The organism is Bacillus sp. FSL P4-0334 (assembly GCF_038004825.1).
GTDB classification, from domain to species: domain Bacteria; phylum Bacillota; class Bacilli; order Bacillales; family Bacillaceae; genus Bacillus; species Bacillus velezensis.
Window position 1 is genome coordinate 2,064,463 of record NZ_JBBORX010000001.1, and the last position, 26,718, is coordinate 2,091,180.

The window sequence follows — 26,718 nt, forward strand, 5'->3', positions numbered from 1 at the left end:
AAAGAAGTGAAACGGATGGATTCAATGGATCAGCGTATCGGGCGTTTAGAATATTACATACAATTGCTGGTGAAAACGGTGGATATGGATAAGTACCCTTTTTATGCGATGATGATTGAAAAAGGGCTGACCGAAGAAGAAGGAGAAGAGGTCGGGCGGATCTGCCGCGAATTGGAGGACGAGCTGGAGTCGCAAAAAGCGCAAGGCTTTGTGACGTTTGACAAGCTCCTTGCGCTTTTTGCGGGACAGCTGAACGAAAAATTAGATGTTCATGAAACGATTTTTGCTCTTTATGAGCAGGGGCTTTATACAGCGCTGATGGAAGAATTTATTGAGATTATGAAGCACTTTGATTAACTGTTGATCGGTTCCAGCTCTTCAGCCGTTTCATGGACAGCCGATTCGTCCGTTTTTTTCTTCAGCCTTCCGTCTTCACTATCAAAATCATTGTTTATGTTTGTCAATGATTTCTCGAATATCTCCATAAAATCTTCGCCGTAAATGTGGCGGATGACACAGGTTAATTCTTCAACCTCAGGAAACTTCCCGAATAAGTGGTAGATCGGCTGTGAGCCTTTAAACACAGCGTTTCTCGACGGATCAAACTCCTCAAGCAGGCTTTCGAATACATTTTCCCCTTCTTCTGTTAACTGAATGTACGTGTTCCGTTTATCATTCAGCCGCTTGGAAAATTTCAGATATCCCCGTTCTTCAAGCTTTTTTGAAAAGTTAAATGCAGTTGATACGTGCATAACGCCGAATTTGGCGATTTCTGAAATAGAAGCTCCTTTAAGCTGATAGGCAATCCATAATATATGATGCTCATTAATATTAAGGTCGTACGGCTTCAGCCAATTCTGCCAGTCTTTCTCGATAGATTTCCACAGCGCTTTGGACAGCTGCGCCATTTTTTGGGTATAGATTAAAGCTTCTTTTAGATCGTAAGGCGGTTCAACACGATTCAATACAGATCACCTGCTTCACATTTTCTTTTCCTCTATTATGCCAATAAAATAAAGATTAATAAAGATGAAAATTTAAGAATTTTATAATAAATTCTTGATCCGTTGCTGGGAAAGGCTTTAAACCGCAAAAAAAAGTGCGGAACGCAATATGTCCGCACTTTTTTTTGGTTGTATAGGATATTAGTTTTGTAAGGTTTTCTCCAGCTGTCTGATTTTCTCTTCAATATCAGCGATTTCCTTTTGGAGATCCTGCTGGTGCGGTTTGATTTCCTCCTGCCACCTTTTAATGCTGGTCTGAAGCTCTCCGCCTACGTCTTTAATGACTTCAGCGCTTTCTTTCGCCGTTTGGACAAGCTGGTCCTTAAGCGCCATTCCGTCTTTTTTTAACCGTTTGATTGTGTCCTCAATTGAATTGCAATTCGCTTTGATTTTGCCCCGCAGCTCTTTTCCGGATGAAGGAGCCGAGAGTAACACCGCTGCGCCTCCGATCAATCCGCCTACGAAAAGGCCTGTTAAAAGGGAACGTCCGTCAGCCATTTGAAATCACCCCGTTTTTTTTCTCATAACTTTTATCATTTTTGTTCAGAAGAATAAACTTCTATACATAGCTTGCTTTATTTTAGCATATTTTTTAAGGGAAAAGGAGGGAGAAGGTTGTCTGTCTTTATGATTGTTTTATCTTGTATGGCTCTTGTCTTTGCGGCGGGCGCCGTTTATTACCTGAAACTGCTCGGCCAGGCCGCTTCTTATCCGCCGAAGCGGGTCGTCCGCCAAAAGGCCATCGTCTGCTCAGCAGGAACCGCCCTCGCATTGTTCCTTATCTTTTTCACAAAACTTCTCGTATAAAACATGCTGAAACACATTAAAAAACCTCTTCCGGCCGGAAGAGGTTTCGGTATGCGGTTATTTCACCGTTTCAATCATATTGGACCGTTTTAAGATCGTCTGCACAATCGGATGCATAATGATAATGGCGATCGTATTCAGCGCAGCCGCCGGAAGGACGACCGCGAGCACCAATGCGGTGAATCCGCCCGGCAGGCCGACAATCAGAAGGGCCAGCGCCAAAAAGAGCAAACCGGAGATGAAGGTGCCGGCTATCGTAATGACGGCGGCGGGCGCTGTTTTCACGCTCTTTTTCACCAAAAGCGCCAGCGCGAGAAACAGAAACGCCGTTACCGGTTTTTCAATGATATTCGGAAGCTGTCCGCCCGGAAAAGATGTCGTGAGTGCGGAAATGATTCCCGTTACAATCCCAATCATCAGCACGTTCTGCACACGGGGGAATAACAGAATACCCATAAACATCATCACAAGCATCATATCGGGTTTCATTCCGAATAATACCGGCGGCATAATGGAATGAAGCACCGCTCCGATTGCCGCAAACAGGGCCATAATGACTAATTCTTTTGTTTTCATACTAAGCTCTCCTCTGCTAAGCTTTTTCGCCATCCAATAATATGCTCGTCATTTATTGCGATGGCCGGAAAAATTGATATGCAAACAGTATATCAAAGGAACCGTTATGTTAGAAGAAATTTATTCGTTTTCCTGCTGGAACTTTCTCATAAACTGAGCCAGTTTTTCACAATCAGCCAGGCTGACGGCGTTGTAGATAGACGCCCTGCAGCCTCCGACTGAGCGGTGGCCTCCGAGTCCGGTCATTTTAGCCGCTTTCGCTTCTTCAACGAATTTTTTCGTGAGACTGCTGTCGCGGAGGGTGAACGTGACGTTCATGTGAGAACGGCTGTCTTTTGCGGCATGCCCCGCGTAAAACCCGCCGCTTGCGTCGATTGTGCCGTACAGGACATCGGCCTTTTCCTGATTGCGCCGTTCAGCCGCTTCGACACCGCCGTTTTCAGCCAGCCATTCAAGGACGAGGCTCAGCATATAAATCGCAAATGTAGGCGGCGTATTATACAGTGAATCGGCTTTTGTGTGAGTGGAGTATTTCAACATTTTAGGGACGTTGGCGTTTTCGTTTTCAAGCCATGATTTTTTCATGATGACGACCGTGACGCCGGACGGCCCGAGGTTTTTCTGGGCTCCGCCATAGATGACATCAAACGTTTTGACATCAATTTTTCTGCTCAGGATGTCGCTTGACATGTCGGCTACGAGCGGGATTGTTGAATTCGGGAACTCTTTCCACTGCGTTCCGAAAATCGTGTTGTTTGACGTAATATGCAGGTAGGCGCCGTCTTTGATTCCTGAGAGGTCCGCTTCCGGTATGTGGTTGTGGTTTGAATCTGCGCTTGTTGCCGTGACGGATGTGTTTCCGAACAGTTTCGCCTCGGCGAGTGCTTTTTCAGACCATGCGCCCGTTACGATGAAGTGCGCCGTTTTTTCCGGTGTTAAAAAGTTCATCGGCAGCATGGAGAATTGAAGGCTTGCGCCGCCTTGAAGAAATAAAATATCGTAATCGTCGGGAATATCCATCAGTTCTTTCAGAAGGCTTTTTGCTTTTTGGTGCACCGCATCATATTCCGTGCTTCGGTGGGACAGCTCCATGACGGACATGCCGGTATCATTGAAGTTGACAAATTCTTTTTGTGCTTTTTGCAGCACATCCAGTGGAAGGGCTGCGGGTCCTGCATTGAAATTCGTTGTACGTTCCATGTTTACGATCTCTCCCTGTTTTCCGCTTTAGTGTAAGAAATAATACAATTATCCTATCACAATTTTTTGATTTTTTTGATATAAAAAAATATAATTTATGTTTTTTGTGTTTTCGGACGCAAAAAAACCTCATCTTTAAGATGAGGCAAGCCGTTTTCTGACGGTTGAAGCGATCTCCTGAAGATCGTCAGGCGTATAGTCTTCGGCGTGGGTCTTCCAGACAGCCCCGAAACCGTCGCCTTTTCCGTAACGCGGAATGATATGCATGTGAAAATGGAACACCGATTGGCCCGCTTTTTCACCGTTGTTATTGAGAATATTCAGCCCGATCGGCTCGAATTCATCGCGGATGGCGCGTGCGATTTTCGGCACCGCTTCAAAATATTCTTTAGAAAGCTCAGGCGTAAACTCGTACACGTTTTCGATATGTGTTTTCGGAATCACGAGCGTATGGCCTTTTGTGACCTGGCTGATATCAAGAAACGCCACGACGTGTTCATTTTCGTATACTTTTGAAGACGGAATGTCACCGGCAATGATTTTGCAGAAAATACAATCGTCCGCTTTGTGCATAGATGGGTTTCCTCCCTGAAAAGAAATATATGTATATTCTCATCGTACCACAAAAACGGCCAAAACAAAAAACAGGATGAACGGCTGCGCGTTCACCCTGATGCAGAAGTACGAGCTTTATCATAGAAAATTGAATATGCCTTTTGTAAGCACCTCATTTGTTTTTAAAATGAAGACTTATGGGTCTGCTTAATCATTCCTGGGACAAACACCTCATTTGATTATTTCATCATGAATGAAGAACATCATCAAAGCAGTGTGTGAAGAAATTGTAAGCACAGGACATGTTGATTTTCATCCAACTGTTCTAAGACGTCTTTTATAAACACCTCATTTTCAGTTGATTAAAGCTGTTTCCTTCTACATACATTATGATGTCCCCCAAAACGATAACTATGCACACTTTTCACGTGAGAAAAAAAGGGAATCGTTTCAAATCAGACTTTATTTTTGGTACTATGAAGAAAAACGAATCAGAAGGGGAGAAATTATGTCTCTGCTATCGGTAAAAGACTTAACCGGCGGTTATACGAGAAACCCGGTCTTAAAAAATGTTTCATTCACCCTTGAGCCGAACCAGATTGTCGGACTCATCGGATTAAACGGCGCGGGCAAAAGCACGACGATCCGGCATATTATCGGATTAATGGATCCGCATAAAGGCTCGATCGAGCTGAACGGCAAGACGTTTTCGGAGGATAAGGAAAGCTACCGCTCGCAATTTACGTACATCCCCGAAACGCCGGTGCTGTATGAAGAACTGACGCTCAAAGAGCATCTGGAGCTGACGGCCATGGCGTACGGCCTTTCCAAAGAAACGCTTGAAAAAAGGCTTCCTCCGCTTCTGAAAGAATTCAGAATGGAAAAAAGGCTGAAATGGTTTCCCGCTCACTTTTCCAAAGGGATGAAGCAGAAAGTCATGATCATGTGCGCGTTTCTCGCGGAGCCTTCGCTTTATATCATTGACGAGCCGTTTCTCGGCCTTGACCCGCTTGCGATCAATGCATTGCTGGAGCGGATGGACGCCGCGAAAAAAGCCGGATCAAGCGTGCTGATGTCAACGCATATCCTGGCTACGGCAGAGCGCTACTGTGACGCTTTCATTATTTTACATAACGGCGAAGTGCGGGCAAGCGGCACACTGGAAGAACTGAGAGAGCAGTTCGGCATGGAAGACGCAGCTCTTGATGACTTGTATATTGAACTGACGAAGGAAGACGCCGGCCATGAATAATATGTCTACGATTTGGCAGTCCCGGCTTGAAGAGCATATAAAGGAAACCAGAATGTATATGAAATATATGCTCAATGATCATCTCGTCATTGTGCTGATCTTTTTTATTGCCGGCGCGGCGAGCTGGTACAGCAAGTGGGTCAAAGACATTCCCGTTCATTTTCCGTCATTTTGGGTGATGGCGGTGCTCTTTTCATTTGTGCTGACCGGTTCATACGTCCGGACGCTGCTAAAGGAAGCGGACCTCGTGTTTCTGCTGCCGCTTGAACCGAAAATGGGGACATACTTTAAGCATTCATTTAAGTACAGCTATCTGTCACAGCTGTTTCCGCTTATTGCTCTGTCGCTTGTATGCATGCCTCTGTTTTTCGCTGTAAGTCCGGGGGCGTCGCTTTCGTCGTATGCCGCCGTATTTATTCAGATGCTGGCGGTAAAAGCGTGGAATCAGGCCATGGAGTGGCGGATGACGTTTATGAATGACAGAAGCATGAAAATGATGGATGCGGTCATACGCTTTATCTGCAATATGCTGCTTTTATACTTCGTCTTACAGTCGTTTTATGTGTACGCTGCCGCCGTCTATGTTGTGATGGCCGGCCTTTATGTGTATTTCACATCGGCCGCAAAACATAAATCATTAAAATGGGAAGCTCATATTGAATATGAATTAAGAAGGAAACAGCGTTTTTACAGAATCGCCAATCTGTTTACCGATGTGCCTCACCTGAAAAAACAGGCAAAACGCCGGGCGTATCTCGACTTTTTGCTCAGAATGATTCCGTTTGAACAGCGGAAAACGTTCTCCTATATGTATGCGCGGGCCTTTCTGCGTTCAAATGATTATCTCGGCATTCAGGTCAGGCTCACGATTATTTTTATCCTGATTATTATGCTCGTTTCCGCCAATCCGTGGATAACGGCGGCGTTAACCGTTTTTACCGTTTTTATTACGGGGATACAGCTTCTGCCGCTGTTCGGGCATTTTCATCATCTTTCTCTGCAGGAGCTTTACCCGGTCAATCAGAAAGCGAAGCTGCAAAGTTTCTTTTCGCTGATGAAATCGGCATTAACCGTGCAGGCGCTGCTGTTCTGTGCAGCGTCAGCCTATGCCGCGGGAGTCAGCGGGGCGCTGTATGCGGCTGTTGCTTCAGCCGTTCTGATTTTTGTGATCATGCCTTCGTATATGGGCGGAAGATTGAAAAAGTACGGCAAGCTGTAATCAATCGGGTTTTTGAAACCTCAATGAAAGAAGGAGACACAGATGACCGACGATCAGCAGCTGATACAGGAAGCACTGCAATGGAAAGCGCGTTTTTTGCGCAAAGATTCTATGCTTGAACGTTTTTCTAAAGGAATGCAGGCGAAAATAAATGAGCGGATTCCCGATAAAATTCATGCCGTCATCACAGAAAGCATTAAAAAAATGACCGAAGCAACAATGGCGGGTTCAAATCTGGTGAAAAGCAAGCGGGATACAAACGGTATGACGCTTGCTGAAAAAGATGCCCTCGCCAGACAAACCATCGTATCGTACCAAAAGGTCGCGGCAGCCGAAGGTATCGGTACGGGGGCCGGCGGAATTTTTTTAGGGATGGCTGATTTTCCTTTGCTGTTATCCATTAAAATGAAATGTCTGTTCGATCTTGCCTCCATTTACGGCTATGATGTGAAAGACAGGGATGAGCGATTGTTTTTGCTGTTTATTTTTCAGCTGGCTTTCTCAAGCGGTGAACAGCGGAAACGCATATACTCAATGATTGAACAATGGGATTCGAAAAAGCATGATGTCGATTGGAGAGTTTTTCAGCAGGAATACCGCGATTATCTGGACGTAGTGAAATTGTTTCAGCTTTTGCCGGTCGTCGGAGCCGCCGTGGGCGGAGCGGCCAATTATAAACTGCTGTCACAGCTCGGTGAGACGGCAAGGCACGTTTTTCATTTAAGAATCACAGCAGCCGGTACGTAATGTACCGGCTGTTTTTTATGCCCTATCGGGGGTAGCTTACCGCGGCGCCGATAAGCACCTTGGCGGCCGTCAGCATCGCTTTTTCATTAAAATCAAATTTCGGATGATGATGAGGATAAATGGTTTCCGCATTTTCTAAAGCGGCGCCCGTAAAGAAAAATGCGCCTTTTGTATGCTGCAGATAATAGGAAAAATCCTCTCCGGCCATCTGCGGCTCTCCTTCAATGACCTTCGTGACGCCCTCTGTTTCCGCTGCGGCTGCCGCCGCGTGCGCCGCTTCCTCGGGATGATTAACGACGGCGGGATAACCGCGCTTGAAACGATATTCATAGGAAGCGGAGTGCATGGAACAGATTCCTTTTACGACGGCTTCTATTTCTGCTTCGAGCAGGCTGCGCACACTTTCGTCAAACGAGCGGACGGTGCCTGATATGACTGCCTGATCGGCAATCGCATTAAACGGATTTTCAGCGGTGAACGAGCCGGCTGAGATGACGGCCGGCTGCACCGGATTTACCCGCCGGCTGACGATATGCTGAAGAGCCGTGACGATTTGTGAGCCGATTAAAACGGCGTCCTTCGTATCGTGAGGAATCGCGCCGTGGCCGCCTTTCCCGATGACTTTAATCGTAAAGCCGTCAGCGGCGGCCATCACTGCGCCCGGGCGGCATAAGACCGTCCCGACGGGTTCAGTCGCCCAAAGGTGAGTGCCGAAAATGGCATCGACATGCTCGAGGCAGCCATCCTCAATCATTGCTTTTGCTCCGCCGGGAGATAATTCTTCGGCGTGCTGATGGATCATCACAAATGACCCTTTCAGTTTTTCCCGGTTGCGGTACAGCACTTTTCCGACCGCAAGCAGAGCCGCCGTATGGCCGTCATGCCCGCAGGCGTGCATGACGCCGGGAATTTGTGAAGCATAGGGCACATCTTTTTCATCCTGTATCGGCAAAGCGTCAAAATCAGCTCTGAGTGCCACGGCCGGTCCCGGTTCACTCCCTTCAATATAGGCTGTGACACCGTTGCCCCCGACATTCGTCCGGATGGGAACGCCGAGCTTTTCATAAAATGAGGCGATGAACGCCGGTGTTTTTTTCTCCTTAAAGGATGGCTCGGGATTCATGTGAAGGTGACGCCTGATTTCAACCATTTCCTCATACAGCCCGTCAAGCTGAGCGTTTAAGCTTTTTTGAAGTGTCGTTAACGTCAAAAGCGATGTCCCCCTCGTCTGCTTTTCCCATGATTGTATAGAAAATGTCAGAAGATTTCAATCCTTTTGCTACGGGAGAATGATGATGGCGGCGATCGTTGTGACGACTAGCCCGGCCGCAACCGGGATAAAGTTTTTTCTGGCAAGCTCAAACGGATCAACTTTACAAATAGCCGCAGCGGGGATCAGTGCCCAAGGGACCAATGTTCCGCCCCCGACCCAGATCGCTGAAATCTGGCCCAGCGCCGTTAAAACGGCCGGGTCCGTATGAAGCGCGGCGGAAAACAGCTTTGCCATCGAGCCTGCAAGAGATATACCGGAAAACCCTGACCCGTCGAGCCCGGTAATGGCACCGACTGCGGTCAGGGCGATGCCGGCGAATTCTCCGGACATCGGAAAAGAATGGGACAGGGCCAATCCGAGGTCATTGACGATCCCCGCAGATCCTTTCGGCAGCGGGGTGTTCAAAATACTTTTAAACCCCGCGTCACCGAGATAAAAGAAGGCCGCGATCGGAATGACGGGGCCGAATACTTTAAAGCCGAATTGAAAACCGCCGATAAAATACTCGGTGATCTTTTCTAAATGCCGCTCTTTATATACAATGAAATGAATGATCAGGAGAATGCCGATCGCGGTTCCTCCGACGAGTGCCGTCGCATCGTTTCCTTGCAAACGGTATACGATCATACAGATAATATCGGCGAGAAAAACAAGCGGAATGAAAACCGCCAGGACCACCCTGAGTTTTTTCGGCAGATACATACTTGTGTCCAAAGAACCGGAGCTGTCCAAGGAGAGGGGGGCCTTCGTTTTTTTTCGATCCCGCATGATGAGGAAGAAAGCGGTGATTGTCGTCGTTAACCCCATGATCAAAACGAGCGGAATACTTGCCTGCATGACATCGCTCACGGGAATGCCCGCGGCATCGGCCGTTAATTTCGGGGCCGCCTGAATGACGTAATCCCCCGATAAAGCGAATCCGTGGCCGAACAGGTTCATCGCCATAGCCGCAGCGATCGGAGAAAGGCCCGCCCGGATCGCTGCGGGAAGCAGCACAGCGCCGATCAGCGCCACCCCTGGGGACGGCCAGAAAAAAAGAGAGATGGCAAACATCAGACAGCCGATAACCCAATACGCGACAGCCGGCCCTTTCATCAGCTTTGCAAACGGAGAAATCATCGCTTCATTAATACCGGTTTCGGTCAAAAGGCCGCTCATCGCCACGATAAAACAAATGATAAAAATCGTCGGCAGCAATTCTCCGGCTGCATACGTGAAGCTGTGAAACAGACTGCTGACCGAAGCGGAGAATGAATGCGTCGTCCATAGCGCAATCACAAAAATGCCGGCGAGTGAAATAAAGGTTGTATCTTTCCTGAGGAGCATAAAAACGATAATGGCCGCGATAAAAGCAACATAAAGCAGATGTACCGAGTAGACGCCGATCCCCAATTGAACCACTCCGTTTATAAATAGGATTGCTACAGATTATTCATAGGCGGGCGGAAGGTGCAAAGAAGGATGCGTAAAATCGGGACATCAAAAAAGCCGGAGAATCTCCGGCGGTTTTCAGTCTATTGCGTAATAAGCGGTTACATAAGACGGGCGGGAGAAAATAGACGTCGTGTCGATGCCTGCAGATGTTCCGCGTTTTTTATGAGCTTCCTGATAAGAGTTTGACTGCTGCCAGCCCTGAAAGGCTTTTTCCTCTTCCCACAGGGTCAAAATGACATACGTATCGCCTTCGAGCGGTCTTAATACGCGGATGGCTTCAAAACCGGGTTCATTTTCCACTTTGCCGGCGCGGTTTTTAAACCGGTTTTCAAACAGCGGACGGCCTTCCTGGGTAACGGCGATGTTGTTGAGGACGGCGTAGCCCGGATTTTTGATTTCCCCGACGCTGTCGATGCTTTCATAGGAATGGGGCGCCTGAAAAACGGTTTCTCCATTTGTTTCATGAATTAAAACCGCATTATCCCCCCCTTGCATCAGCACCATATTCTCACTCGGGTGTTTCTTTGCAATCGTCTTTAAAAAATCGGCTGTCCCGTATGTAATATAAACCTTCATATCAGCCACCTCCTGCTTGCTAGTATATCAAAAGAGTGGTATAAGTTTCTATTGGCGACTCATTCTGACATAATTCGAAACAATATTTCCCATACTACAAGTTAAGAAAGGCGAGGTGACTTATGCTGAAAAAGAAAAAAAGATTCTTTATTCCGGCTGTAATTGCGGCGGCAACCGCTTTTCTCGCGTTAATCGGATACATTATCATTATATTTCTCGGCCATTATGTCATCGATGAAAAGAAATTAATACTGCACGCATCTTCAAAAATCGTCGATCAAAACGGTGATGAAATCGCGAGCCTCTATACGGAAAATCGCGAGCCGGTATCCATTCAGCAGGTTCCGGAAGATGTGAGAGATGCCTTTATCGCCGTTGAAGATAAACGGTTTTACGAACATCACGGCATTGATGTGAAGTCTGTCGGCCGGGCGGTGTTCCGGGATGTTTTAGCAGGCGGCAAGGTGGAGGGCGGCAGCACGATCACCCAGCAGCTGGCGAAAAACATTTTTCTGACTCATGATAAAACATTTTTGCGCAAGACGAAGGAAGTCATTATCGCCATCAATCTTGAGCGTGATTACAGCAAGGACAAGCTGCTTGAAATGTACCTGAACCAGCTTTATTTCGGCCATGGCGTTTACGGCATTCAAGCCGCGTCCCACTACTACTTTAATAAAGAAGTAAAAGATTTAACCGTTGCGGAAGGAGCCGTTCTGGCAGCGATTCCGAAGGCGCCATCTCTTTATTCGCCGATTCAGCATCCGGATAAAAATAAAGAACGCCGCGATACGATTCTTGCAATGATGAACGACCAAGGCTATATCAGCGCCAAGGAAGCCGTCAGAGCCCAGGGCCGGACATTGGGGCTTCATGTCAAGAAAACATCAGAAACGCCTTGGTTTGACAGTTATATTGATCTTGTCATCAAGGAGGCGGAAGACCGTTATTCGATGTCAGGTGAACAGCTGCTTCAAGGCGGTTATACGATCCGGACGTCACTTGATTCCAAGCTGCAGAAAACGGCATACACCCTCATGAAGGAAAGCGGCTATTTTCCGGGGACGGATCAGGCGGCAGAGGGAAGCGCCGTCTTTATTGATAATAAAACCGGAGGCGTGCGCGCGGCGGTCGGCGGACGCGACTACGTGACAAAAGGATACAACAGGGTTACGGCGAAGCGGCAGCCGGGCTCAACGTTTAAGCCGATTGCCGTATACGGGCCCGCCATGCAGGAAGACAAGTTCAAACCGTATTCGCTTCTCCAAGACAAACTGACGTCCTACGACGGGTATGAACCGAAAAATTATGACGGACAGTACAAGGGGGAAGTGACGATGCAGGATGCGATCACTTACAGCATAAATGCGCCCGCTGTCTGGACATTGAAGCAGATCGGCGTAGATACGGGAAAATCGTATCTTGAGAAAAACGGCATGAACATTTCTGACAACGGACTCGCGATTGCGCTTGGCGGTCTGTCAGAAGGCGTCACCCCGCTTCAGCTTGCCGGAGCTTATCATACCTTTGCGGCAAACGGAATGTATACGAAGCCAATTTTTATAGAGAACATCACGGACGAAGACGGAGAAACGTTATCCGGGCCTAAAAACGGCAAAACGCGCGTTTTCAGCGGACAGACGGCATGGAATATGACGAGAATGCTTCAGCAGGTCGTAAAAGAAGGAACCGCTTCACAAGGCAGCTATCAAGGTGACCTGGCGGGGAAAACCGGCACGACCACATTTCCCGGCGTCCCCGGCGCGACAAAGGACGCCTGGTTTGCGGGATACACTCCCGGACTGACGGGAGCCGTCTGGATGGGCTATGACAAAACGGATAAAACCCATTACCTGAAAGGCGGAAGCCAATACCCGGTCAGACTCTTTAAAGATATCGTTACAAAAGCGGGTGAAAACGACCGGACATTCAAAAAGCCTGAAAATGTGAAGGAACTTGGCAGCCCGATTGAGCTGGAGGCGGTAAAGTCCCTGTCGGCCCGTTATACATTTAAGGCGATGGGACTGATTACGGTTCAATTAAAATGGGATATTCAAAAGGATGATCGGGTTGTTTACCGAATATATGAGAAGAAAGACGGAAAAGACAAACTTCTGGATTCGGTGAAAGGAAAAGGCAGCTTTGACATACCGTACGCCAATCTGTTTTCAGGGGCTTCATACAAAGTCGTTCCATATAATTCACAGACGGATCAAGAAGGAGAGGGAACGGAATACGTTCAGCCGAAGCTTTTTTCTTCTTAATCATGAATTCGGCGATTTTTTGAACATTAAGCCTCAATTCTATACGCTTTTGAAAAAACAAGGTATAGTGTAATGGGCGAAGAACACGAACGTATGGTTGCAGGAGGAAAGGTGGAAATTCAGATGAGTAAACGAGAAGCGTTTAATGATACGTTTTTAAAAGCGGCACGGGGAGAAAAAACAAATCACGTCCCTGTCTGGTACATGAGACAGGCGGGGAGGTCTCAGCCGGAATACCGCAAGCTGAAGGAAAAGTACGGCTTAGTCGAAATTACGCATCAGCCCGAGCTGTGCGCGTATGTGACGAGGCTCCCGGTCGAGCAGTACGGAGTGGACGCTGCCATTTTATATAAAGACATTATGACGCCGCTTCCTTATATCGGAGTGGATGTTGAAATAAAAAACGGAATCGGCCCGGTGATCGATCAGCCGGTGCGCTCTGCTGCGGATATTGAAAAGCTCGGCGAACTGAATCCCGAACAGGATGTTCCTTACGTGCTGGAAACGATCCGATTACTCGTAAACGAACAGCTGAATGTTCCGCTCATCGGTTTTTCGGGAGCGCCTTTTACGCTGGCCAGTTATATGATTGAAGGCGGGCCTTCTAAAAATTACAACAAAACAAAAGCGTTTATGCACAGTATGCCGCAAGCGTGGCAAATGCTGATGGACAAGCTCGCGGACATGATTATCGTTTATGCGAAAGCGCAGATTAACGCCGGCGCAAAAGCCATTCAGATTTTTGATTCATGGGTCGGCGCGCTGAACCGCGAAGATTACCGGCAGTTTATAAAACCGGTGATGGACAGAATTTTCCGGGAGCTTTCAGCAGAACAAGTTCCGCTGATCATGTTCGGCGTAGGCGCAAGCCACCTGGCCGGGGATTGGCATGACCTTCCTCTTGATGTCGTCGGTCTTGACTGGAGACTCGGCATAGATGACGCCAGAAAACAAGGCATTACAAAAACGGTTCAGGGCAATCTTGATCCGTCGCTTCTTCTTGCGCCTTGGGAAGTCATCGAGAAAAAAGCGAAAGCAATACTTGATCAAGGCATGAAAACGGACGGGTTTATTTTCAATTTAGGGCACGGTGTATTCCCAGATGTCAATCCGGAAACGCTGAAAAAGCTGACGGCGTTTGTACATGAATACTCCGCGGCCAAAAAAACGGAACAATCTTCCTGAGCAGATCGTTGGTTATAAGTAGATTTTCCTGTCAAAATCAAGGTGGACAGACCATCAAAAGAGGTGTGTAACAAAATGAGCAGCAAAAAGAAAATGGGACTTCTTGTCATGGCTTACGGAACGCCTTACAAAGAAGAGGACATAGAACGTTATTATACGCATATCAGACGCGGAAGAAAGCCGGAGCCTCATATGCTTCAAGATTTAAAAGACAGATATGAAGCGATCGGAGGCATTTCGCCGCTTGCAAAAATTACGCAGGAGCAGGCGGAGAAGCTCGCACAGCGTTTAAATGAAATCCAGGATGACGTAACATTCAAAGTGTACATCGGATTAAAACATATTGAACCGTTTATTGAAGACGCGGTGGCGGACATGCATAAAGACGGCATTACAGAAGCTGTCAGCCTTGTGCTCGCCCCTCATTTTTCAACATTCAGCGTCCAGTCATACAACAAACGCGCGAAAGAAGAAGCGGAGAAGCTCGGCGGCTTGACCATCAAGTCTGTTGAAAGCTGGTATGATGAACCGAAATTCGTTGATTATTGGGTCGGCCAGGTGAAGAAAACATATGAATCAATGCCGAAAGAAGAACGGGATGACGCGATGCTGATCGTCTCAGCGCACAGCCTTCCTGAAAAAATTAAAGAATACGGCGATCCGTATCCTGACCAGCTGGAGGAATCCGCAAAACTGATTGCCGAAGGCGCCGGAATTACCGATTACGCAGTCGGCTGGCAAAGCGAAGGGAACACCCCTGATCCGTGGCTCGGGCCGGATGTGCAGGATCTCACGCGCGAGCTGTACCAAAAGCATCCTTATAAAGCATTTGTATACGTGCCCGCAGGCTTCGTTGCCGATCATTTAGAGGTGCTTTACGATAATGATTATGAATGCAAAGCTGTGACCGAAGAAGTCGGCGCAAGCTACTATCGTCCGGCTATGCCGAACGCACAGCCTGAATTTATCGACGCGCTTGCAGCGGTCGTGCTGAAAGAGCTGGACAAGTAGAATTAAACGGTAAAGAAGGCGATAAAAATGAGTGGCGATAAAAAACATCTGGTCATCATCGGCGGCGGCATAACGGGATTAGCCGCCGCCTTCTACATGGAAAAAGAAATCAAGGAAAAACAGCTGCCGCTTGAGGTCACCCTGATTGAAGCGGGCCCGAGAGCGGGCGGCAAAATTCAGACGCAGCATAAAGACGGCTACATCATTGAGCGGGGGCCGGATTCTTTTTTGGAAAGGAAAAAAAGCGCGCCGCAGCTCGTCAAGGATTTGGGGCTTGAGCATCTGCTCGTCAACAATGCGACCGGCCAGTCTTACGTGCTCGTCAACGAGACGCTCCATCCGATGCCGAAGGGCGCGGTTATGGGCATTCCGACCAAAATCGCTCCGTTCATCTCCACCGGTTTATTTTCTGTTCCCGGAAAGGCGCGGGCGGCGCTTGACTTTGTCCTGCCTGCGAGCAAACCGAAGGAAGATCAGTCTCTGGGTGAATTTTTCCGCAGACGCGTCGGTGACGAAGTCGTTGAGAATTTAATAGAACCGCTATTATCAGGGATTTATGCCGGAGATATTGATAAGCTGAGCCTCATGTCCACGTTTCCGCAATTCTATCAGACTGAGCAGAAGCACAGAAGCCTGATTCTCGGCATGAAAAAATCGCGTCCGCAGCCTTCGGGACAGCAGCTGACAGCCAAAAAGCAGGGCCAGTTTTTAACGCTGACGACAGGGCTTCAAACGTTGGTGGAGGAGCTGGAAAAGCAGCTTACGCTGACAAAGGTGATGAAAGGAACGAAAGTCACCCATATCGGCCGCGAGGAGAAAGGATATTCTGTGACGCTTGATAACGGCAAAGTGCTCTATGCGGAAGGATGCATAGTAACAGCCCCGCATAAAGCCGCGGCGAAAATGCTTTCTGATCTGCCGGCGGTTTCATGTCTTAAAGACATGCATTCTACGTCCGTTGCCAACGTCGCTTTAGGTTTTCCTGAGGGAGCCGTCAAGATGGAGCATGAAGGTACGGGATTCGTTATCTCAAGAAACAGCGACTTCTCCATCACGGCCTGCACATGGACGAATAAAAAATGGCCGCACGCGGCGCCGGAGGGCAAAACGCTTCTCAGGGCGTACGTCGGAAAGGCCGGAGATGAATCCATCGTAGATCTTTCAGATAACGAGATCATTAAAATCGTAATGGAAGATTTGAAAAAAGTAATGAAAATAAATGGTGAACCGGAAATGACCTGTGTGACCCGCTGGAACGAAAGCATGCCGCAATACCATGTCGGCCATAAGGAGCGCATCAAAGAGTTCAGAGATGCGCTGAAAGCTTCCTATCCGGGCGTATACGCGACGGGCGCGTCTTTCGAAGGGGTGGGCATCCCCGACTGTATCGACCAGGGAAAAGCCGCCGTATACGATTCACTGGCTTATTTATTTGAAACGTACCAGCCTCCGTTATCGTAAAACGGAGGTTTTTTTGCATGTTCCCGTTCTGTAAAGGGAACACCAATAAAGAGAGAAAACATTTGAATCTTCTTTGCGACTGTGATAAGTTATCTTATGTACAAAATGACTAAAACGTTCAAACGGTCAATTTAACGAGGTGGGAAACATGTCCGTCGATCGGAAAAAGCTCATTCTGGAAGCGGCAACGAAGTCTTTTACACAATTCGGCTACAAAGCAACGACAATGGATCTGGTGGCAAAGCTTGCAAATGTGGGGAAGGGAACCATCTACACGTTTTTCAAAAACAAAGAAGAACTGTTTGATGATATTTTCACCACTATTTTAAGAGAAATGAAGGAACACGCAGACGAAGCGATGAAACCGGAGCTTTCATTTCACGAAAATGTCCACCGGGCGCTTGTCGCGATTTTGGAATTCAGAAAAACACACCAGCTGACTATTAAAATTTTTCAGGAGAACGCCGAGATTGGTACAATAGCCGTTCAGGATGTCATTGCGAAAATGGAGCGGGCCATTCTGTCATACATTAAAGAAAAGATAGAAACAGCCATTGAAAACGGAAGCATTAAACCGTGTGATCCGGAACTGACCGCTTTTGTGATGCTCAAGCTCTACATCGCGCTGATATTTGACTGGGAAAAAAACCATCCGCCTCTTGAAAAAGAGACGATCGCCGAATTGCTGGAAATGTATGTTGGTCAAGGATTATCTAAATAATAGATGATCCTTCACTTTTTAGGTGCAGTGACCGTTTTGTCAAATGAGTCAGTTTGCGGAAGGAGGCAACAGGGTTGAATACAATAAAAAGCCAGTGGAAAGACATTGTAACGAACAAGAAACTGTTAATCCCCATCATTGCCATATTATTCGTTCCGCTGATCTACAGCGGAGTGTTTTTGAAGGCGTACTGGGACCCGTACGGCACGGTGGATCAGCTGCCGGTTGTCGTTGTCAACCAGGATAAAGGGGCGGACTACGAAGGGAAACATCTTCAGATCGGTGACGATCTTGTGAAAGAGTTAAAGAAAAATGATAATTTTGATTGGCATTTTTCAAGCGATCTTGATCAATCGTTAAAGGACTTATTAAATGCTAAATATTATTTATTGGTCGAGATTCCTGAAGATTTTTCTAAAAACGCCAGCACGGTAATGGATAAAAATCCGAAGAAGCTGGATCTGAAATATCATACGAATGCCGGATCAAACTATGTCGGCGCGACAATCGGGGAAAAGGCGATCGACAAACTGAAAGCCTCCGTGTCGAAAGAAGTGACAGAGCAATACGCAAAAGTCATTTTTGATAACTTTAAAGATATTGCCAAAGGGCTCGGCAAAGCCAGCAGCGGAGCCAAGAAAATAGACGACGGCACGAAAAACGCGAAAGACGGCAGCGCCAAGCTGAAGGAAAATTTAGCGAAGCTTACTGAAAGCACCGCCACCATCGGCGATAAAACACAGCAGCTTGCAGACGGCGCGGCGAAAGTGACAAGCGGAATTCAAACGCTTGACAGCTCTATCGCAAAACTTCAGAGCGCAAGCGCCGAAATTCAAGATAAATCAGGACAGATTGCTTCAGGAGGAGGCCAAGTGGCCAGCGGGCTGAAAACAAGCCTTGACGCACAAAAGCAGCTCCAGCAAAAGCTTCCGGATTTAACGAATGGATTAAGTGCGTTAAACAGCAAGGCGCAGGAAGTGTCGCAAAAAGCGGCGGCATTTGAAGATGCGATCAATTCAGTCAACCTGTCAGACATTGAAAACGCGGTTGGGCAGCTCGAACAGACTGAAAAGGATCTGCAGCAGTTTAAGAAGAAGCTTTCTGATCTGAAAAACAGCCTGGATGCCCGGGATGATGCGGTCAAAAAGGTGATTAAGGACAGTGATTTCTTAACGGATGAGCAAAAAGCGAAACTTGTTCAGCTTCTGAATGAGAAGCTTCCGAAGGCCGACCTTCCGGATTTAGACAATATCGTCAGCCAGCTTCCGTCCGGCGGAGATATTCAGCTTCCGGATATGTCAGTCATAAAAAGCGCGCTCAAAGATGTAAAAGCGAAGGCTGATCAGCTGAAAGCACTGCCTCAGTCCACATCGAAACTGTATAACGGCGCAGCGGCGGTACAAGACGCGATTAACCAGCTGACAGCGGGAACTGATAAATTATACAGCGGAGCGCAGACCGTTTTTGAAAGCCAAAACAAACTGACAGCCGGCATCGGCGAATACAACAGCAAGTTCGGACAGCTCAAATCAGGATCAGAAGCGTTAGTGTCAGGGAGCGGCCAAGTATCAGGCGGCTTAACGAAACTGCTGGACGCGCAAAACAAAATCCATGACGGCTCGTCCAAAATTGAGCAGGGTCAAGCGTCTCTCGGCACCGGTTTAAGCAAACTTTTAGACGGCACCGGACAATTGTCCAGCCAGCTGAAAGATGCGGCTGATCAAACCGGGGACATTAAGACAGATGACAAAACGTACAGCATGTTTGCCGATCCGGTAAAAACGGACGATAACGCGATTCATTCCGTGCCTAACTACGGTACCGGACTGACGCCTTATATTCTCTCTATGGGCTTGTATGTCGGCGGATTGATGCTGACGGTCGTATTCCCTCTGAGTGAAGCTTCAGGGCGTCCGAGAAACGGTTTTGAATGGTTCCTCAGCAAATTCAGTGTTATTCTGCTTGTCGGACTGATTCAATCCGTTATTGTCGCCACGGTTCTGTTAAAAGGAATCGGGCTTGATGTGGAAAGCACGTGGAGATTCTATCTCTTTACGATGATTACCAGCATCGCGTTCCTGTCCATGATTCAATTATTGGCGACAACGATGGGGAATCCGGGACGCTTTATCGCTGTCATCATTCTGGTGCTCCAGCTCGGGGCAAGCGGAGGAACCTTCCCGCTTGAACTCCTGCCGGGATTCTATCAAGTGATTCACGGGGCACTGCCGATGACTTACAGCATCAACGGGTTCCGTGCCGTCATTTCAAATGGCGACTACGGCTACATGTGGCAGCAGGCATCCATTCTGTTGGGCATCGCCGTTGTCATGATCGCGCTGACCATCGTGTATTTTACGGTGCAAAGCAAAAAAGAACACAAAACGGAAGAAGAAATAACAGCATAAGAAAAAGAGGCTCTGAGCAGATGCTCAGGGCCTCTTTTTTTAGATTTCGATCGTCGTACTATTAAAATCCCCATCTTACCAACAGTCCGGTATACGTCAATCCGCCGCCGAACCCGAATAATACCAGCGTCTGGCCTTCCGACAGTTTTTTTGCTTTCACAGCTTCATCCAATGCGAGAATAATAGAAACCGATGAAGTGTTGCCGTAATATTCAACGCTTGTCAATGTCCGTTCAAGTGGGAAGGGCAGTTTTTCGCAGATGGATTCGATCATCCGCATGTTGGCGCTGTGAGGAACGAACCAATCCAGATCGTCTTTTGAAAAGCCGGCTTTTTCTAAAAGGGCATTGCATTCCTCAGGCACGGTTCTGGCCGCCCATTTATATACTTCGCGCCCGTTTTGCACCATGTTTCCTCCGCCTTTAAGCGGCTCGCCGTTTAATTCTGCGCTCAGTCCCGTGCGATACAGCACGTCCGCGCTGCCTCCCGCTGTTCCTTGCACGGCTGCCAAAAAGCCCGGCGCTGATTCGTCGCGTTCTACCAATAGGGCGCCAGCAGCGTCTCCGAAAAGAACGCAGGTCGTCCGGTCAGTATAATCCGTTACCTTTGATAATGTTTCACCGGCAATGACAATCACTTTTTGATGGGAACCGGCGGTAATTAATGCGTCTGCGAGCTGAAGGCCGTAAGTGAGTCCGGCGCATGTGGCGTTAATATCAAGCGCCCCCGTGTGCGGCCAGCCGAAGTAAGCCTGCACGCGTGCCGCGGTGCTTGGAAACGCATAGTCCGCCGTCGTTGTGGCGACAAGGATCATATCGACATCATCAAGAGTTCCGCTGTATCGTTCTGCAAGGTTTTTCACCGCTTCCACACACAAATCCGATGTGAATTCATGTTCGCCGGCAATGCGTCTTTCCTTCATACCGGTGCGCTGGACGATCCATTCATCAGATGTATCGACGATGCGCTCCAAATCCGCGTTTGTTAATCGGCGTGCCGGAGCATATGTACCGATTGCTGTAATTTTAGATTTTGACATGAAAAAATCACTCCTTTATATCAGATTATAACACCTGATATTATTACTTGGTACTAATTTTAATAAAAAAACCCAAGCAGCATCCGCTGTTTGGGGAGCATGAGAAATCTATTTGTAAAACGGGCTTGTGTGAACGATTACCAATGACGGCAGCAGCGGCGGCATGAATGATGATGCTTCTTTTTTTCTTTCTTCTTTTTACAAGGGTCTTCTTTTTTCTTTTTACAAGGGTCTTCTTTTTTCTTTTTACAGTGATCTTCTTCTTTTTTACAGCCCCAGAAGGCTGCACCAGACCAATCATCCTCAAACCAATCCTCAAACCAATCATTATGAAATCTTTTCCGCTTGTGCGGTTTACGGCTGATCATACATTTCCCTCCTATGCTCATGCTCCCTTCATTCTATGAAAAAAGAGAAGGAAAAGATTGGACGGGTTATGGATCAAAAGAGTATATTTTAAGAAGAATAAAATTGATAGGAGGAATGACCTGTGGCAAATATGAAACATACGATGGAACTGATTAAAGAATTGGTGTCGATTCCGAGTCCGACGGGCAATACATACGAGGTTATCGCCTATACAGAAAGTCTTTTAAAAGAATGGGGCGTCTCCTCTTACAGAAACCGCAAAGGCGGTCTTTTTGTCACAATTCCCGGCCGTGATGACAAGAAACACAGATTGCTGACGGCGCATGTCGATACGCTCGGCGCGATGGTAAAGGAGATAAAGGCGGACGGCCGGCTGAAGATTGACTTGATCGGCGGCTTCCGCTATCACTCGATTGAAGGGGAATATTGCGAGATCCAAACTTCTTCCGGCAAAACCTATACAGGCACCATCTTAATGCATCAGACTTCAGTGCACGTCTACAAGGACGCCGGCAAGGCAGAGCGGAATCAGGAGAATATGGAAGTCCGCCTTGATGAGCCTGTCCGGACGAAGGAAGAGACGTCCGATCTCGGCATCAGGGTCGGCGATTTCATCTCATTTGACCCGCGCGTGCAGATTACGCCGAGCGGCTTTATTAAGTCCCGGCATCTTGATGACAAAGCGAGCGTGGCTCTGCTCTTGAATTTAATCCGCCGCATCACGGAAGAGAAAATCGAACTTCCGTATACGACGCATTTTCTGATTTCTAATAATGAAGAAATCGGCTACGGCGGCAATTCCAACATTCCTCCTGAGACCGTCGAATACTTGGCTGTTGATATGGGGGCGATCGGCGACGGCCAGTCTACGGATGAATATACCGTCTCCATTTGCGTGAAGGATGCGAGCGGCCCGTACCATTATCAGCTCAGAAAACATCTGGCCGGGCTTGCGGAGCGCTATGGCATTGATTATCAGCTTGATATTTATCCGTATTACGGTTCTGATGCCTCAGCAGCCATCCGTTCGGGCCATGACATCGTCCATGGGCTGATCGGCCCGGGAATTGACGCTTCACACGCTTTTGAACGCACGCATGAATTATCGCTTCTTAATACGGCGAAGCTTTTGCACCGGTACGTTTTATCGCCGATGGCATAAAAAACCCTGCGCGGAAATCATTCCGTGCAGGGTTTTCATTTTAACCTGAGATGGTTGTGTTTTGTTCTGTTTTGGCGAGGCTCATGACCTTCGCGCCTTTAACGGGATCATACTGGCCTTCCCATTTTGACATCACAACGGATGCCAGCGCGTTTCCGGTCAGATTGACGACCGTACGGGCCATGTCCATAATCCGGTCAACACCGGCGATGAATGCAAGGCCTTCTGCAGGAATGTTGAATGCGCCTAATGTCGCAAGCAGGACGACGAAAGAAGTCCCGGGCACGGCAGCCATTCCTTTGGAAGTGACCATCAAGACAAGCACAAGGGTAATCTGCTGCCAAATGGACAAGTCAATGTGGTATACCTGAGCGAGGAATAAAGCGGCGATAGATTGGTACAGCACAGATCCGTCTAAGTTAAAGGTATATCCGATCGGCACAACAAAGGAAACAATACCTTTCGGACAGCCGATTTTCTCCATTTTTTCCATAACGCGGGGGAGTACGGTTTCGGAGCTTGACGTACTGAACGCCAATAAAATTTCATCCTTCATATAGGCGAGGAATTTGAAAATGTTTACTCCGGCAAGCTTTCCGACGATTCCGAATACAACAATGAGAAAGAAAGCCAAAGCTACATATACTAAACCGACCAGTTTACCGAGTGAAAGCAGGGAACTGAGCCCAAATTTGGAAACGGTAACACCAATCAACGCAAAAACACCAAACGGCGCAACTTTCATGACGAGGTTTACAACATGGAACATCGCATGAGAAACACCTTCAAAGAAGGCCAAGACAGGCTTTCCTTTTTCACCGATTGCCGAGATGCCGAGTGCAAACAGCACGGTAAAGCAGATGATGGCAAGCAGATCTCCTTCGGCTAATGATTGGAAGAAGTTTGTCGGTACGATATGCAGGAATGTGTCTGCGATAGATTTGTTATTTTGTTCTTTTTCTGTTTCAACATATTGACTGATATCTGTCTTTTGAGCTTCATGTATATTAACGCCTGTTCCCGGATGAAACAGATTCGCCAAAGCCAGCCCGAGAATAATGGCAAAAGTGGTAATGATCTCAAAATACAAAATCGTTTTGAAGCCTAATTTTCCGACTTGTTTTCCGCTTCCCGCGCCGGCAACGCCGATGATTAAGCTGGAGACGACAATTGGAATCACTATCATTTTGATTAAGCGTAAAAACAAATCGCCGATAGGCTGTAAATATGTTGGAATGGCGGGATTGCCGTACCAGATGACACCGACTACAACCCCTAGTATGAGTCCGACGAAAATTTGCGTCGCTAGTCCAAAGCGTAATTTTTTCATAGATTACCTCCCGAAGAAAAAAAGTGCAATAAGTATCTAAAAAGATAGCTATTAGAACAAATTATAATAGAAAAGAAAACAATCCGTCTATAGAAAAATATAGTTTGAAAATACTGAATCTTTTAAAACGTACAGATAATTGCTAATAATGGTGAATAACGCCCTATTCAGAAAGTATGATGACGGCCGAAAAAACGGGCGCCGCACAACTTAGAATTGTGCGGCGCCCTATTGTCACATATCCTTAATTTTCAAGCAGTCATTGCACAGATTAATGTGACACTCATACTGCTCAACAATCTCATTTCCGCATTCTTCGCATTTCTTACCGGGTAAATTTCTGAAAAAATCCGACATCTTTTCCAACATACCCATCCCTCTTTCATTGTTTTGTCTCTACATTGTATTATAACAGTTTTGGAAAATCAACGGCTGTTTTGACACAATGTTTAAAACATGCAATTTGTACGAAAAATAGGTATATTGGAGGAAAGGATCTTTTTATCATAAACATTCGGAGGATTATATGAAAGTTACAGTTATTGGATGCTGCGGCGGGTTTCCGGCCGCAAACGAAGCAACTTCAGGCTATCTGTTTCAGTCCGGCGGTTATTCTCTGCTCGTCGATTGCGGAAGCGCCGTATTATCAAAGCTGTTTGCCTATGTTCCGGCAGAAGAGCTTGATGCCGTCATTTTGTCCCATTATCACCATGATCATATCGCTGATATCGGGCCGCTTCAATTTGCCAAACAGGTCGGCTCCTTTCTCGGAAAAGGGACGCATGCACTGCCGATTTACGGGCATGATGCTGATATAGAACAGTTTGAGCGCCTTACATATAAAACGCATACAAAGGGAGTGGCCTATCAGCCGGACCGCCCGCTTTCTCTAGGTCCGTTCACCATTACCTTTCTGAAAACAGTGCATCCGGTCACTTGTTATGCGATGCGGATTACTGACGGTTCAGCTTCTGTTGTGTATACGGCTGATTCAAGCTACCAGGACGCGTTTATCCCGTTTGCGGAAAATGCCGATCTGCTGATCTGCGAGTGCAATTTTTACGCAGACCAGGACGGCACGTCAGCCGGCCATATGAACAGTTTGGAAGCCGGACGTATCGCGAAGGAGGCCGGAGCGGGGGAGCTGATTCTCACGCATCTGCCTCATTTCGGCGAGCACCGGAAGCTGAAAGAAGAAGCGGTATCCGTGTTCGGGGGCGAAGTGACAATCGCCGCTTCCGGATTGAAGTGGGAGAAATAAAGGAGGAGCACCATGTTATTTATCGACAACCAAAACATAACCGACCCGAGGATCAACCTCGCGATCGAGGAATATTGCGTGAAGCATCTCGACCCTGAACAGACATACCTGCTGTTTTATGTCAATCAGCCGTCGATTATCATTGGGAAGAACCAAAACACAATAGAAGAAATCAATACGAAATACGTAGAAGATAACGGAATCATCGTCGTCCGCAGGCTGTCAGGAGGCGGTGCGGTTTACCATGACCTCGGGAATCTGAATTTCAGTTTTATCACCAAGGATGACGGCGACAGCTTTCACAATTTTAAAAAATTCACCGAACCCGTTATTCAGGCGCTACATCAGCTCGGTGTGGAAGCTGAATTAAGCGGCCGAAACGACATCGTCGCGGACGGCAGAAAAATTTCCGGCAACGCTCAATTTTCGACGAAAGGGCGTATTTTCAGCCACGGAACATTAATGCTGGATTCCGCCATTGATCATGTTGTGTCAGCCTTGAAAGTGAAAAAAGACAAAATCGAATCAAAAGGCATTAAGTCAATCAGAAGCCGTGTCGCCAACATCAGCGAGTTTCTTGATGACAAAATGACGGCGGACGAATTCAAAAAGCACCTGCTTCACCATATTTTTAATACAAATGATCTTTCCGAAGTGCCGGAATATAAACTGACCGATGAAGACTGGAAAGCGATCCGGAAGATTTCCGAAGAGCGCTATCAAAACTGGGACTGGAATTTCGGCAGGTCGCCCGCATTTAATCTTCAGCATTCGAAACGTTATCCGGTCGGATCGATTGATCTGCGTCTTGAAGTGAAAAAAGGAATCATTCAGGACTGCAAAATTTTCGGTGATTTCTTCGGTGCGAAAGATGTGAGTGAAGTCGAACAGGCGCTGACCGGAAAACAGTATGACAGAACCGCTATCAAGGAGGCGCTGGCCGGAATCGATCTGAAACAGTATTTCGGCAAAATAGAGCTGGAAGATTTCCTCGAGCTGATTTATTAGAACATTTGCCGAACGCATGATTTGAATCAGCGCCCGTTTTTGTGAAATGATAGAACCATAATGAATGGGGAGGGATCATGATGAAAGTATTTCTCATCGGAGCAAACGGACAGATCGGACAGCGGCTGACCGGGCTGTTTCAAAAAGACGGCACGCATACGCTGCGGGCGATGGTCCGGAAACAAGAGCAGAAAGAAGCGCTTCAAGCCGCGGGAACAGAAGCCGTTCTTGCAGATTTGGAAGGAAGCCCGGAAGACATCGCGAAAGCCGCTGAAGGCTGTGACGCGATTGTGTTTACCGCCGGATCAGGAGGAAGCACCGGATACGATAAGACGCTTTTGATTGATCTTGACGGAGCCGCGAAAGCGATAGAAGCGGCAAAGATAGCCGGCATCAAGCGGTTTATTATGGTAAGCGCCCTTCAGGCTCATAACCGCGGCAATTGGAATGAAGCGCTGAAGCCGTATTACGCCGCAAAGCATTATGCGGATAAAATTCTTGAAGCGAGCGGTCTGACGTATACGATTATCCGGCCGGGCGGGTTATTAAATGATCCCGGCACGGGAAATATCAAAGCCGCGGCTGATTTAGAAAGAGGCTCCATTTCAAGAGACGATGTCGCCAAGACCGTTATCGCATCCCTTGATGAACCGAATACGTATGAAAAAGCGTTCGATCTGACAGCGGGCGGCACGCCGGTCAGTGAAGCGCTGAAACAATTATAGTTTCCGGTTTTACGGCACTCGGGGCTTTTTGCCCTTGAGTGTTTTTCTATATTTTTCTATAATAAAAGTGAACGTTTATTCCGGATAAATGAATGACTATTCATTCATTACAATTTTTAAAGGGGTGGGAA

General features: G+C 47.4%; 27 protein-coding genes. 15 read left to right on the forward strand and 12 right to left on the reverse strand.

All coding sequences use genetic code 11. The features are described from left to right. Nucleotides 1–15 precede the first annotated feature (15 nt). Nucleotides 16–357, forward strand: coding sequence for a YhaI family protein (locus tag NSQ37_RS10600; RefSeq protein ID WP_003155243.1), 342 nt, complete (start codon nt 16–18; stop codon nt 355–357). Here NSQ37_RS10600 and NSQ37_RS10605 read toward each other — a convergent pair. Then, entirely contained in the window at nt 354–965 is a 612-nt protein-coding gene (locus tag NSQ37_RS10605; RefSeq protein ID WP_003155240.1) for an HTH-type transcriptional regulator Hpr, read from the reverse strand. The two genes, NSQ37_RS10600 and NSQ37_RS10605, sit on opposite strands and share 4 nt — an antisense overlap. Before the next feature lie 180 nt (nt 966–1,145). Beyond that, nucleotides 1,146–1,502: a YtxH domain-containing protein gene (locus NSQ37_RS10610; protein ID WP_007409224.1), complete on the reverse strand. Its 357-nt coding sequence runs from the start codon at nt 1,500–1,502 to the stop codon at nt 1,146–1,148. 117 nt (nt 1,503–1,619) lie between these two features. Between NSQ37_RS10610 and NSQ37_RS10615 the strand changes: the two genes are divergently transcribed. Beyond that, entirely contained in the window at nt 1,620–1,811 is a 192-nt protein-coding gene (locus tag NSQ37_RS10615; RefSeq protein ID WP_007409223.1) for a hypothetical protein, read from the forward strand. 57 nt (nt 1,812–1,868) lie between these two features. Here NSQ37_RS10615 and NSQ37_RS10620 read toward each other — a convergent pair whose 3' ends face one another. The 3 genes from NSQ37_RS10620 to NSQ37_RS10630 form a co-directional block, all read right to left on the reverse strand. Then, entirely contained in the window at nt 1,869–2,387 is a 519-nt protein-coding gene (locus tag NSQ37_RS10620; RefSeq protein WP_007409222.1) for a tryptophan transporter, read from the reverse strand. Nucleotides 2,388–2,507: 120 nt separating this feature from the next. Next, nucleotides 2,508–3,587: a 3-phosphoserine/phosphohydroxythreonine transaminase gene (gene serC / locus NSQ37_RS10625; RefSeq protein ID WP_015239509.1), complete on the reverse strand. Its 1,080-nt coding sequence runs from the start codon at nt 3,585–3,587 to the stop codon at nt 2,508–2,510. 135 nt (nt 3,588–3,722) lie between these two features. After that, complete coding sequence (locus NSQ37_RS10630; protein ID WP_007409220.1) at nt 3,723–4,160, reverse strand: HIT family protein; 438 nt, start codon at nt 4,158–4,160, stop codon at nt 3,723–3,725. Nucleotides 4,161–4,650: 490 nt separating this feature from the next. Here NSQ37_RS10630 and NSQ37_RS10635 point away from each other — a divergent pair, with 490 nt between their 5' ends. From NSQ37_RS10635 to NSQ37_RS10645, 3 genes are read left to right on the forward strand one after another with little or no spacing between them, the layout of a single operon-like run. Next, nucleotides 4,651–5,394: an ABC transporter ATP-binding protein gene (locus NSQ37_RS10635; RefSeq protein ID WP_025284506.1), complete on the forward strand. Its 744-nt coding sequence runs from the start codon at nt 4,651–4,653 to the stop codon at nt 5,392–5,394. Continuing rightward, nucleotides 5,387–6,613, forward strand: a complete 1,227-nt coding sequence (locus NSQ37_RS10640) for an ABC transporter permease (protein WP_253613115.1) — start codon at nt 5,387–5,389, stop codon at nt 6,611–6,613. The genes NSQ37_RS10635 and NSQ37_RS10640 overlap by 8 nt, the downstream gene beginning before the upstream one ends. 42 nt (nt 6,614–6,655) lie before the next feature. Next, nucleotides 6,656–7,360, forward strand: a complete 705-nt coding sequence (locus NSQ37_RS10645) for an EcsC family protein (protein WP_103527015.1) — start codon at nt 6,656–6,658, stop codon at nt 7,358–7,360. Between the two features lie 22 nt (nt 7,361–7,382). Here NSQ37_RS10645 and NSQ37_RS10650 read toward each other — a convergent pair whose 3' ends face one another. From NSQ37_RS10650 to hmoB, 3 genes are all read right to left on the reverse strand, one after another. Continuing rightward, complete coding sequence (locus NSQ37_RS10650; RefSeq protein ID WP_132106317.1) at nt 7,383–8,570, reverse strand: M20 family metallopeptidase; 1,188 nt, start codon at nt 8,568–8,570, stop codon at nt 7,383–7,385. Nucleotides 8,571–8,639: 69 nt separating this feature from the next. Continuing rightward, nucleotides 8,640–10,025: a hypothetical protein gene (locus NSQ37_RS10655; protein ID WP_163113810.1), complete on the reverse strand. Its 1,386-nt coding sequence runs from the start codon at nt 10,023–10,025 to the stop codon at nt 8,640–8,642. 117 nt (nt 10,026–10,142) lie between these two features. Continuing rightward, a complete protein-coding gene (gene hmoB / locus NSQ37_RS10660; RefSeq protein WP_059367301.1) occupies nt 10,143–10,643 on the reverse strand; it encodes a heme-degrading oxygenase HmoB in 501 nt (166 codons plus the stop codon). A 122-nt stretch (nt 10,644–10,765) separates the two neighbouring features. Here hmoB and NSQ37_RS10665 point away from each other — a divergent pair, with 122 nt between their 5' ends. The 6 genes from NSQ37_RS10665 to NSQ37_RS10690 all read left to right on the forward strand — a co-directional run bounded on the left by NSQ37_RS10665 (nt 10,766) and on the right by NSQ37_RS10690 (nt 19,693). Then, on the forward strand, nt 10,766–12,907 hold the full coding sequence (locus tag NSQ37_RS10665) for a transglycosylase domain-containing protein (RefSeq protein ID WP_015239514.1): 2,142 nt from the start codon (nt 10,766–10,768) through the stop codon (nt 12,905–12,907). A gap of 123 nt (nt 12,908–13,030) precedes the next feature. Next, nucleotides 13,031–14,092 carry a uroporphyrinogen decarboxylase gene (gene hemE / locus NSQ37_RS10670; protein WP_015239515.1) on the forward strand — a complete coding sequence of 354 codons (1,062 nt, stop codon included), beginning with the start codon at nt 13,031–13,033 and terminating at the stop codon, nt 14,090–14,092. 75 nt (nt 14,093–14,167) lie between these two features. Further along, nucleotides 14,168–15,103: a ferrochelatase gene (gene hemH, locus NSQ37_RS10675; RefSeq protein WP_003155221.1), complete on the forward strand. Its 936-nt coding sequence runs from the start codon at nt 14,168–14,170 to the stop codon at nt 15,101–15,103. 27 nt (nt 15,104–15,130) lie between these two features. Further along, complete coding sequence (gene hemY, locus NSQ37_RS10680) at nt 15,131–16,564, forward strand: protoporphyrinogen oxidase (RefSeq protein ID WP_012117218.1); 1,434 nt, start codon at nt 15,131–15,133, stop codon at nt 16,562–16,564. Nucleotides 16,565–16,712: 148 nt separating this feature from the next. Further along, the gene (locus NSQ37_RS10685; RefSeq protein WP_003155219.1) at nt 16,713–17,285 is read left to right on the forward strand and encodes a TetR/AcrR family transcriptional regulator; all 573 of its coding nucleotides are present in this window, start codon (nt 16,713–16,715) and stop codon (nt 17,283–17,285) included. Between the two features lie 74 nt (nt 17,286–17,359). Continuing rightward, nucleotides 17,360–19,693, forward strand: a complete 2,334-nt coding sequence (locus NSQ37_RS10690; RefSeq protein ID WP_007409209.1) for a YhgE/Pip domain-containing protein — start codon at nt 17,360–17,362, stop codon at nt 19,691–19,693. Nucleotides 19,694–19,754: 61 nt separating this feature from the next. On the opposite strand, the gene fabHB is transcribed toward NSQ37_RS10690, so the two are convergent. After that, nucleotides 19,755–20,732, reverse strand: coding sequence for a beta-ketoacyl-ACP synthase III FabHB (fabHB, locus tag NSQ37_RS10695; RefSeq protein ID WP_003155217.1), 978 nt, complete (start codon nt 20,730–20,732; stop codon nt 19,755–19,757). A gap of 137 nt (nt 20,733–20,869) precedes the next feature. After that, nucleotides 20,870–21,100, reverse strand: a complete 231-nt coding sequence (locus NSQ37_RS10700) for a hypothetical protein (protein ID WP_122503813.1) — start codon at nt 21,098–21,100, stop codon at nt 20,870–20,872. Nucleotides 21,101–21,231: 131 nt separating this feature from the next. Here NSQ37_RS10700 and NSQ37_RS10705 point away from each other — a divergent pair, with 131 nt between their 5' ends. After that, nucleotides 21,232–22,263 carry a M42 family metallopeptidase gene (locus NSQ37_RS10705; protein ID WP_007409206.1) on the forward strand — a complete coding sequence of 344 codons (1,032 nt, stop codon included), beginning with the start codon at nt 21,232–21,234 and terminating at the stop codon, nt 22,261–22,263. Nucleotides 22,264–22,303: 40 nt separating this feature from the next. Here the strand turns inward: NSQ37_RS10705 and NSQ37_RS10710 are convergent, their stop codons facing one another. Then, on the reverse strand, nt 22,304–23,593 hold the full coding sequence (locus NSQ37_RS10710) for a cation:dicarboxylate symporter family transporter (RefSeq protein WP_003155211.1): 1,290 nt from the start codon (nt 23,591–23,593) through the stop codon (nt 22,304–22,306). A gap of 234 nt (nt 23,594–23,827) precedes the next feature. Further along, nucleotides 23,828–23,968, reverse strand: a complete 141-nt coding sequence (gene yhfH / locus NSQ37_RS10715; protein WP_012117221.1) for a protein YhfH — start codon at nt 23,966–23,968, stop codon at nt 23,828–23,830. 151 nt (nt 23,969–24,119) lie between these two features. Here yhfH and NSQ37_RS10720 point away from each other — a divergent pair, with 151 nt between their 5' ends. The 3 genes from NSQ37_RS10720 (at nt 24,120) to NSQ37_RS10730 (ending at nt 26,587) form a co-directional block, all read left to right on the forward strand. Further along, nucleotides 24,120–24,854, forward strand: coding sequence for an MBL fold metallo-hydrolase (locus tag NSQ37_RS10720; RefSeq protein WP_032866173.1), 735 nt, complete (start codon nt 24,120–24,122; stop codon nt 24,852–24,854). Between the two features lie 12 nt (nt 24,855–24,866). Beyond that, entirely contained in the window at nt 24,867–25,862 is a 996-nt protein-coding gene (gene lplJ / locus NSQ37_RS10725) for a lipoate--protein ligase LplJ (protein ID WP_167340588.1), read from the forward strand. Between the two features lie 80 nt (nt 25,863–25,942). Next, a complete protein-coding gene (locus tag NSQ37_RS10730; RefSeq protein ID WP_007409203.1) occupies nt 25,943–26,587 on the forward strand; it encodes an SDR family oxidoreductase in 645 nt (214 codons plus the stop codon). Nucleotides 26,588–26,718: the final 131 nt, after the last annotated feature.

Bases quoted from the DNA above. Each gene is read 5' to 3' on its own strand.
- NSQ37_RS10730 (WP_007409203.1), top strand. From the start codon at position 25,943: ATGAAAGTATTTCTCATCGGAGCAAACGGACAGATCGGACAGCGGCTG.
- NSQ37_RS10645 (WP_103527015.1), top strand. From the start codon at position 6,656: ATGACCGACGATCAGCAGCTGATACAGGAAGCACTGCAATGGAAAGCG.
- NSQ37_RS10665 (WP_015239514.1), top strand. From the start codon at position 10,766: ATGCTGAAAAAGAAAAAAAGATTCTTTATTCCGGCTGTAATTGCGGCG.
- NSQ37_RS10630 (WP_007409220.1), bottom strand. From the start codon at position 4,160: ATGCACAAAGCGGACGATTGTATTTTCTGCAAAATCATTGCCGGTGAC.
- lplJ (WP_167340588.1), top strand. From the start codon at position 24,867: ATGTTATTTATCGACAACCAAAACATAACCGACCCGAGGATCAACCTC.
- hemY (WP_012117218.1), top strand. From the start codon at position 15,131: ATGAGTGGCGATAAAAAACATCTGGTCATCATCGGCGGCGGCATAACG.
- NSQ37_RS10710 (WP_003155211.1), bottom strand. From the start codon at position 23,593: ATGAAAAAATTACGCTTTGGACTAGCGACGCAAATTTTCGTCGGACTC.
- NSQ37_RS10620 (WP_007409222.1), bottom strand. From the start codon at position 2,387: ATGAAAACAAAAGAATTAGTCATTATGGCCCTGTTTGCGGCAATCGGA.
- yhfH (WP_012117221.1), bottom strand. From the start codon at position 23,968: ATGGGTATGTTGGAAAAGATGTCGGATTTTTTCAGAAATTTACCCGGT.
- NSQ37_RS10640 (WP_253613115.1), top strand. From the start codon at position 5,387: ATGAATAATATGTCTACGATTTGGCAGTCCCGGCTTGAAGAGCATATA.
- NSQ37_RS10685 (WP_003155219.1), top strand. From the start codon at position 16,713: ATGTCCGTCGATCGGAAAAAGCTCATTCTGGAAGCGGCAACGAAGTCT.
- hemE (WP_015239515.1), top strand. From the start codon at position 13,031: ATGAGTAAACGAGAAGCGTTTAATGATACGTTTTTAAAAGCGGCACGG.
- NSQ37_RS10720 (WP_032866173.1), top strand. From the start codon at position 24,120: ATGAAAGTTACAGTTATTGGATGCTGCGGCGGGTTTCCGGCCGCAAAC.
- fabHB (WP_003155217.1), bottom strand. From the start codon at position 20,732: ATGTCAAAATCTAAAATTACAGCAATCGGTACATATGCTCCGGCACGC.
- NSQ37_RS10700 (WP_122503813.1), bottom strand. From the start codon at position 21,100: ATGATCAGCCGTAAACCGCACAAGCGGAAAAGATTTCATAATGATTGG.
- NSQ37_RS10610 (WP_007409224.1), bottom strand. From the start codon at position 1,502: ATGGCTGACGGACGTTCCCTTTTAACAGGCCTTTTCGTAGGCGGATTG.
- NSQ37_RS10600 (WP_003155243.1), top strand. From the start codon at position 16: ATGGATTCAATGGATCAGCGTATCGGGCGTTTAGAATATTACATACAA.
- serC (WP_015239509.1), bottom strand. From the start codon at position 3,587: ATGGAACGTACAACGAATTTCAATGCAGGACCCGCAGCCCTTCCACTG.
- hmoB (WP_059367301.1), bottom strand. From the start codon at position 10,643: ATGAAGGTTTATATTACATACGGGACAGCCGATTTTTTAAAGACGATT.
- hemH (WP_003155221.1), top strand. From the start codon at position 14,168: ATGAGCAGCAAAAAGAAAATGGGACTTCTTGTCATGGCTTACGGAACG.
- NSQ37_RS10705 (WP_007409206.1), top strand. From the start codon at position 21,232: ATGAAACATACGATGGAACTGATTAAAGAATTGGTGTCGATTCCGAGT.
- NSQ37_RS10635 (WP_025284506.1), top strand. From the start codon at position 4,651: ATGTCTCTGCTATCGGTAAAAGACTTAACCGGCGGTTATACGAGAAAC.